This window comes from Leptotrichia sp. oral taxon 215 str. W9775, from assembly GCF_000469505.1.
Taxonomy (GTDB): domain Bacteria; phylum Fusobacteriota; class Fusobacteriia; order Fusobacteriales; family Leptotrichiaceae; genus Leptotrichia_A.
The window spans coordinates 1-7,743 of sequence record NZ_KI272864.1 but is presented as its reverse complement, the minus strand read 5'-3'; the positions used below and the strand labels follow the sequence as shown (position 1 = coordinate 7,743).

The 7,743-nt window shown below is 33.5% G+C and carries 2 protein-coding genes; both read right to left on the bottom strand.

Annotated features, from left to right (window positions below; translation table 11 throughout):
• Positions 1–117 precede the first annotated feature (117 nt).
• Complete coding sequence (locus HMPREF1984_RS08575; protein ID WP_036100381.1) at positions 118–507, bottom strand: adhesion protein FadA; 390 nt, start codon at positions 505–507, stop codon at positions 118–120.
• Positions 508–970: 463 nt separating this feature from the next.
• Positions 971–7,743, bottom strand: a 6,773-nt coding sequence (locus HMPREF1984_RS11565) for an autotransporter outer membrane beta-barrel domain-containing protein (protein WP_021767575.1), incomplete at its 5' end; no start/stop codon positions are given.

The following is a 7,743-nucleotide window of genomic DNA, read 5'->3' as shown; positions in this document are numbered from 1 at the left end:
ATTGTCTGAGCCATTGGCGAGTTTATGATTTTTTATTAATGAACTGCTGTTTCATGCAAATAAAATTAAGTAGAATGAATAAAAATATTTTGTTATATCCTTCAATATTTTACTTAACTAATTTCCCATTATTGCTAATATTTGTTCCAATTCAGCTATTTTCTGTTCTTTTTCTCTTATTAATTTTGCTAGATTTTTGTAATATGTATCATAGTTGTTTAGGATTTGCTTATATTTGTCCCTGTGCCATCTAACTTCTGAATCCTTCTTCAATTTTTCAAAAAGTTTTTCCTTTCCTTCTTCTTTTGCTTTAAGGTCTGCAACTTCATTTTCAAGCTGAGCCTTCTGTACTTCAAATTCCCTTTTCTTCTGTGCTTCTTTTTCAAGCAGGTCGTTAAACTTATTTTCTATTGAATTCAGACTTGCCTCCAGACTTTGTTTTTCTGCTGAATAACTTACCGTTGCCATTATAAATAAAGCTGACAGCAAAAGTATTTTCCTTTTCATATTTTTCCTCCTTAAATATAGCATTACTTTGAATAACATTATCCATTCTATTTTATAGTGTTATTTCTAATTAAATAGCATTTATCAATTAGGCTTTATATTTATCTGCTTCCGTTTATTTTTATTTATTTTTTCTTTGTCTAAATATGTTTTTTTATTATAGATAACTGTATTTTCCATTTGTTTCGTTAATTATAGCACATTTTCAATTATTTGTATAATCATATTTTTATTTTTTTATACATTTTATTTATCGAAAGATATTAGATATATATTTTATATATATATCTTAACTTTATTTAAAGAGTAATATATATTCAAACAATCTATTTTTCTAGCTTATTGATATTTCTAATACAACAAAACACCGTCAAAATAATATTGACGGTGTCTCTATTTTTTATATTTTCTGAATTAAAGATTATATTTCTGACAGAAGCTTTTTTCTCTGTATGAAGAGTTATTAGTAAATAGCTCTAAATCCTAATCCTCCTCTTACATTGCTTCCTTTAGTATCGTATCCTGCATTAAATGTTACTCCGAATCTTGTATTGTCAAATCCGATATTAAGGTCAAATTTACCATTTCCTCTTCTATCTTCTTTGTCTCCTCTCAATTCATAGTAATCAGCTGTAGTTCCTCTTAATCTAGCTTTATTTCTAACATCGTTTATTTTTCCTAATTCATTTGTATACGCTGCTGTCAAGCTAGCTTTAAATTGGCTCTTAACTCCTACAGGTTGGATATAGTTGAATGATACTCCTAATTCAGGCTGTACTGAGAAGTAGTCATTTCCTTGTACTTCCAGTGACATTGGTCCTTTTTCCTTGATATCAGAATATCTTCCATATTCCATACTCAATGCTCCATATGGTCTGATGCTTGTTCTTGCACTTGTTCTTATATTATATCCAAGTTCATTCTTTAATGCCGCACCATATGTTGTGTAATCTGATTTTGCTTCAAATGTTTCATCTACAATCCAGTATCTACGTTTCATATTGTTGATACTTGCAAATGCTTCTCCTGCAATTGTCCAAGTTAATGAACCATTGTGGTCTGATGCAGGTGACATTGTCTTAAAGATTCCTGCCTTCAGCATAGTTTGAGTTTCTTTAGATTCTCCTAGATCTTTAAAACTGAATATGTTACTAGCCACTCCTGCATACCATCCTGATTTACGTCCAAGTTTTACAGTTTCATTTTCATGAACATAAGCCACTCCATATGCATTGTTTGTGTAATCAACTACACCTGCTGAATCTGTATTATATTCTCCTCTGTGACCAAATACTTTAATCTTGTTATTATCTTTACTAGGATTTCTCCATTCATCCTGCAAGTAATCAAACTCTTTACTCAAAATATCTCCTGTTGCCTTAGTTCTTTGCTGGATACTTGAGTATTGATGACCTTTCATTTCATCAAATGCCTGAGCCAGAATGTGTCCTTCTCCTCCGTTTAAGTTACTTATTTTATCCAATACTGATTTTTCTTTTGTTCCTAAACCTTCCACTCCATATCTTTGTTCAAGTCCAACTAAGAAGTTATATGTCTGTGTATCACCTTTCTGTGCAAACATTGTATATGGAACTTTAACTAAGTAAACTTTGTCAAGAAGTCCTGTTGCAGCATTTTTAGTAGGTTGTGCCATCCAAGTTAAACTTGCTGATGTTACATTCAATGTAGTTCCTGCTGTTACAACTCCACTTAAAGCATCATTGTAAGGTTTCAGGATATTATCTCCCACTTCAATTGCTGTTGCTGTTGTATATCTGGATGCTTCTGTTCCAAAGAACAGGTCAATGTCAGTCAATCCAGTCAAGTTGTTTATTCCCTGAATAGGATTTGTGTAATTAACTCCTGAAGTATCCACATACATTCCTAAGCTTGAAGCTTCTGAAGCTGATGGATAGCTCAAGAAATTACCTGCTGAAAGATCTATTGATGTAATTCCTGAAGCTGATGTTACAATTGCTGATGCCGGTGCCGGTGTTGCAGCATTTGTATCCACCTGATATATAGGAATTATGCTTCCATTTACATCAGTTACTGTAGGCGATGTCACTCTAGGCGGAACTTTTATTGTTCTTCCTCCCATATCTTTCATGTCAGAAGCTGTAGCAACTTTCATTGCCGGAGTTGAAGTTCCTGTCTGGTTTCCTCCGGTAGTCGGATTTACTCCAGTTGCATGTTCTTCAGCATTTTCCGCTTTATCTGTCCAGATTCCTGCACTCTTAGAATCTGAAGCCGCAATATTTATTGTTCCGTAGTTTTTAATGTAACCTCCGTTAGCAACGTAAACTCCTTTTACTTTTGTAAGTCCACTTGCCGCTGTCTGGATAGTTCCCCAGTTTTCTCCTACTGCTCCTCTGTCAATGTACATTCCAACTGTTTCACTTCCTAAAAGGTTGATGTTTCCATAGTTTACAGCTTTAGAACCTGCTCCAACAGCATACATACCTATTGTATTTGGATTAGTTACTTCAATTGTTCCATGGTTTTCAATTGTTCCTTGGTTGAAAGTTTGACCATATGTTGGTGATGTTCTATCATCATCATAGTATCCAGTTGCCATACCTACACCATATTCTTTAGCTGAAGTATTAGAAAATCCTACTTTTATATTACCATAGTTTCGACCAATTCCACCAGTAGTTGCATACATTCCTACGTTTCCATTACCTGTTGAGAAATCAATTGTTCCATTATTGTCCATAGTACCATTTCCATATAATCCGTAGTTTCTATCTCCTGATGATATTAATGTAGTATAGTTTTCCACACGTCCTGTACTGTCATTTTGATATATAAATACTGAATCTGTTCCTAATGTAGTATTAGAAGCCGTAGAAACAATGTGATTTCCACTTCCCTGATTTACCAATCCGAATGAATCATTACCAATTGTAATATTTCCATCAAAAGATACAGTTTGTCCTGTTCCAACTGTCAGCACACCAATTGATTTGTTAGCTCCAACTGTAAGGTTTCCGTAGTTTCCTACATGTCCACCGTTAGAATAGATTCCTATACTGTTATCTCCCATAGTAATCGTACCTGTTGTCTCATTAGTTACTGTCTTACCATAAATACCAACTGCATCAGTTACACCTGCTGCTGTTATTAAACCATTATTTTTCACTGCATCTGTAGCTGTACTATCTGAATACATTCCAGTACCTTTACTTGCAGTTATTTTAATTGTACTGTTATTAATTAATTTACCATTTATATTATTATTATCTGAAGTAACCATACCAAAGTTAGTAGCTCCCACTTCGATTATTCCACCCGCTTCATTTATTGCTGTACCTTCTTTAGTGTATATACCTGTATTTTTAGTTCCTGTATTAAAATCAAGTTTTCCACTATTCTTTATTATTCCACCTTTTTGATATATTCCGATTACATCATTACCTGCTGCAGTTAAATCCTGTGCATTCTGTATTCCAGTTCCTCCTGTTGCTTCTGAATAGATAAAGATTGCTCCATCATCTAACGTAACAGGGGCACTTCCATTTGTATTTGTATAAGCTAAGTTGCTAACACCTTTAAAGAAATATCCGTAAGATCTTTTACCAAGCGGACCTTCAATTAAATCGTGTACATTTACGTTTACACTTCCTGCTGAACCTTTATTTTCCACAAATACTCCTGTTGCACCGTCTGCTGGAGTTGTACCTGTTCCACCTTTCAGAAGTTTAATTTTTGCTCCTGAGCTAACTGTGATGTCTCCTGTACTTGAGTATAATCCAACTCCTGAATCTCCAACAGTTATACTTGATGTATTTCCTAACACAGTACTAGTATTTCCATAAATTCCTATTGTCTGATCTATTCCTTCAATTTTTCCATCATTTGTAATAGTTCCAGTTGTTCCTTTAGAATACATTCCAACATTTTCAGTAGTGTTAGTTAATTTTATTGTTCCTAGTGCATCATTTGTTATATTGGAATTTTCTGCAACCATTCCTATATTCTTAGCACCGGTTGTTGTAATTGTTCCTTTATTTACTGCTGTTTTTGAAGGTGTTGTTTCAACAGAATACATTCCTACTGATGATGTTCCATTAATTGTAATATCACCGCTATTTTCTGTATCAGCAGCTGCACCAACCATACCAAAGGCTGCATCTCCATCCATTGTTATAGCTTTTGTACCATTATTAGTACCTTGTGCACCATTTGAAGCATAAATTCCAATTCCTTTATTAATTTTACTTGTAACAGTTCCGTCATTTATAGCCTTAGAACTAGCTCCTGTTGCAACCAGTACTTTTAATTCAACTGGTGTAGTGGAATTTAATGTAATTGTTCCTTTGTTAGTCAATGTTTTTCCATTATTTACACCAAGAATATATCCTTGACCAGTCAGATTTGTTGAAGCCGCAACATTTGGCATTGCTCCATCCTGAATAGTCTTTCCTGTGTCTACAGTTATGTTAGAATCATATATTGAAACTTTATTTAACTTATTAGTTGCAACTGATAAATCGATATTTTCATCTATTTTTACATCTGCACCTTTTATTGTTAAATATTTATAATCTCCACTAAGTGTGGCCACTTTCTGTGAGTTAGCATTTTGTAAAGTTGTACCTGTTACAGGTGGTACTATATTAGTGAATGCTATATCTTTATTTGAAGCATTAGTAACATCTGCCAGTAATAAACTCGAACTTGAGCTCATTGCTAAATTTATTCCATTTCCAGTTCCTGTATTTTTCCAATCATTTAAAAATTGTGCAAATGCAGTATTTCCTCCAGTAAATATATTCTTATTAGTATAGAATGCAAATGAATAATCACCTACTGTAGCACTACCAGGATTATTTGATAAATCAAATTTTCCTGCTGTACTTCCTGTTGATGGAATATTATAGAATAAAATTGATCCTGCAGTATTTGTTCCTGACACAGTAGCATTTAATCCTTTTAATGTCTGTGTAGAACCGGCATCTGCATATAATCCTACCCCTCCATTAGTAACAGTTAATGTTGCCGAGTTAGCTGTTCCACTTCCTATGTTAGTAACTGAATTTGCTCCATTTGCAGAATAAACTCCAACTGAATTTGTTCCGTTTGCAGTTACTGTTCCACCTGTGAAATCAAAATGTCCTTTATTTACAACTCCAACATTGTTTGATGATGCTGTGATAGTTCCACCTGTATGTTCAGCATAAGAATCTTTATCTGCTGTATACATACCTATTGACCCACTTCCACCAACAGCTATAGTTCCACTATTTTTAATAATAGTTTTAAAATTAGTTGTTCCAGAGTCATCCTGTGCCATCATACCAACGTTAGTTCCACCAGTAATATTAATTGTACCAGTATTGTTACCTTCTAATTGTTTTCCTGTAGCACCATTAATAGTAACATTTTTATCCCAAACATAAATACCGACATTCTTTTCTCCATTCTTGATATTTATTGTTCCTTTGTTTTCACCTTTAGGGCTTCCTAATGCTGTATCAGTAGCTGCTGTTGTTTCATAACTTTGAACTCTTATTCCAGCATTATTTTTAGCAATAGCATTAGAATAATTAACTGTGTTATCAGGATTATTAAATAAATTATATGCCTTATCAATATTAATTATTCCACTGTTCATATTTGTTACAGTATCTCCAAAAATTGATTCTAATAAAATTCCAGAATTGTTAACACCACCTACATAAATTCTGCCATTGTTAAATAACGTTTTTTCTGAAGACCATTTTGCTTCTTTTAATTTTGCAATACCCGCAGATGATCCTTTACTATTTACTGTTGTATCATATGATCCTGAAATTAAAATCAAACCTTCATTAGCCAAGTAAGAACCATTTGAAGTATTGTCATTATAATCTTTACTATCAGTATGCAAAGCTGTACCCGCTAATTTCATTCCATAAGAATGTGACCCATCTAACTGGATATAACCATTCGATTTATTAACAGCTCTAACTAATGAGCGTGCATTTGTATCTCTCCAAGTACTTGGGGTAAAATTACTACTAGTTCTATTTTCAGAAGCAATCTGTATACCAGTAGAGAAATCTCCATTAAAATGTATAACACCATCTTGAGCAAAATTATTAGTTGTTCCATCTAATTTAGTATTTTTTCCTTTTGTTCCAAGCGAAGTAAGATTATTATTATTTCTAATAGCTGCTTCCAATGTTGAATCAAAAGTATTAAAACCAGTAAAAGAAGCATTTGCTGTATCGCTACCATTAAAAAATTCATAATTAGTTCCACTAGTCCAATCAACAGTTTCCTCAACTGTCTGTGTCATACCCACTTTATAACCAAGTTTATTTTTAGAGTTTGCTGTAATCGTTTTATTATAAGCTGGGATACTTCCAGATGCATTCCCTCTTAATGTTCCACTATATGAACCAGTCTTATTTTCATTTTCATCATTAATACTACCCATATTTGTAATATTAGTAGTAGTATCTCCATCTGTCCATGAAGTTTCTTCATTCAACATAGCTGCTATTGCAGGTCCTTCTAGTTCAATAGTAGCTTCATTTCGCAAAGTGAATTTTACTTTATGAGTTGGAATATTACGAGCGCCTGCATTCGTTCCACCTGTAAAGTTTCTTACATCATCAACAAATACATATCTACTTCCACCACCATAATAAGTTGAAGTATCTCTGATATTATTTGCTTTTCCCGTACCAGTCATGGTTGCTGTTACCTCTGTTGGGTTAGTTATTCCTGCTGAATGATAAGTAAAATTATGATATGAAATATAATCATCCATTCCACCACTACCTGCACGACTTTGTGTATCACTAGATGTTAAATTATAGATTCCATTAACATGCGTAGCATGTCGTTCTGAAAAATATCCTGAACTAGGAAAAGCCAATGTAAATCCATCAACATCACTCATAGTAACAGTTGGAATATTAACCTTTGGTGGTGTTATTGATGGAACTGTTGTATTCGATGGAGCGACAGTTGATACGCTTATATTTAAAGTAGGCGGAGTTAATACTGGTGCTTCTGCCGCATCTACAGTTTTTATAATCGGGATTTTTGGTTTAACTGCAGCATCTATAGGCACAGATGAAATAGGTTCTATAACCTTGCTATTTAAATCTGTCATTCCATATTTTCCACCTGAATAAGTTGCAAACTTACTGCTTGAAAATCTTTCATATTTTTGATTAGGAGTTTTATCCCCTCTTCCTCTATAAGTTCCAGTCCAGTCACCATAGAAGTAGTTCATTC

Excerpts from the sequence above, each read along its gene's own strand:
- HMPREF1984_RS08575 (WP_036100381.1), bottom strand. The coding sequence starts at position 507 with ATGAAAAGGAAAATACTTTTGCTGTCAGCTTTATTTATAATGGCAACG.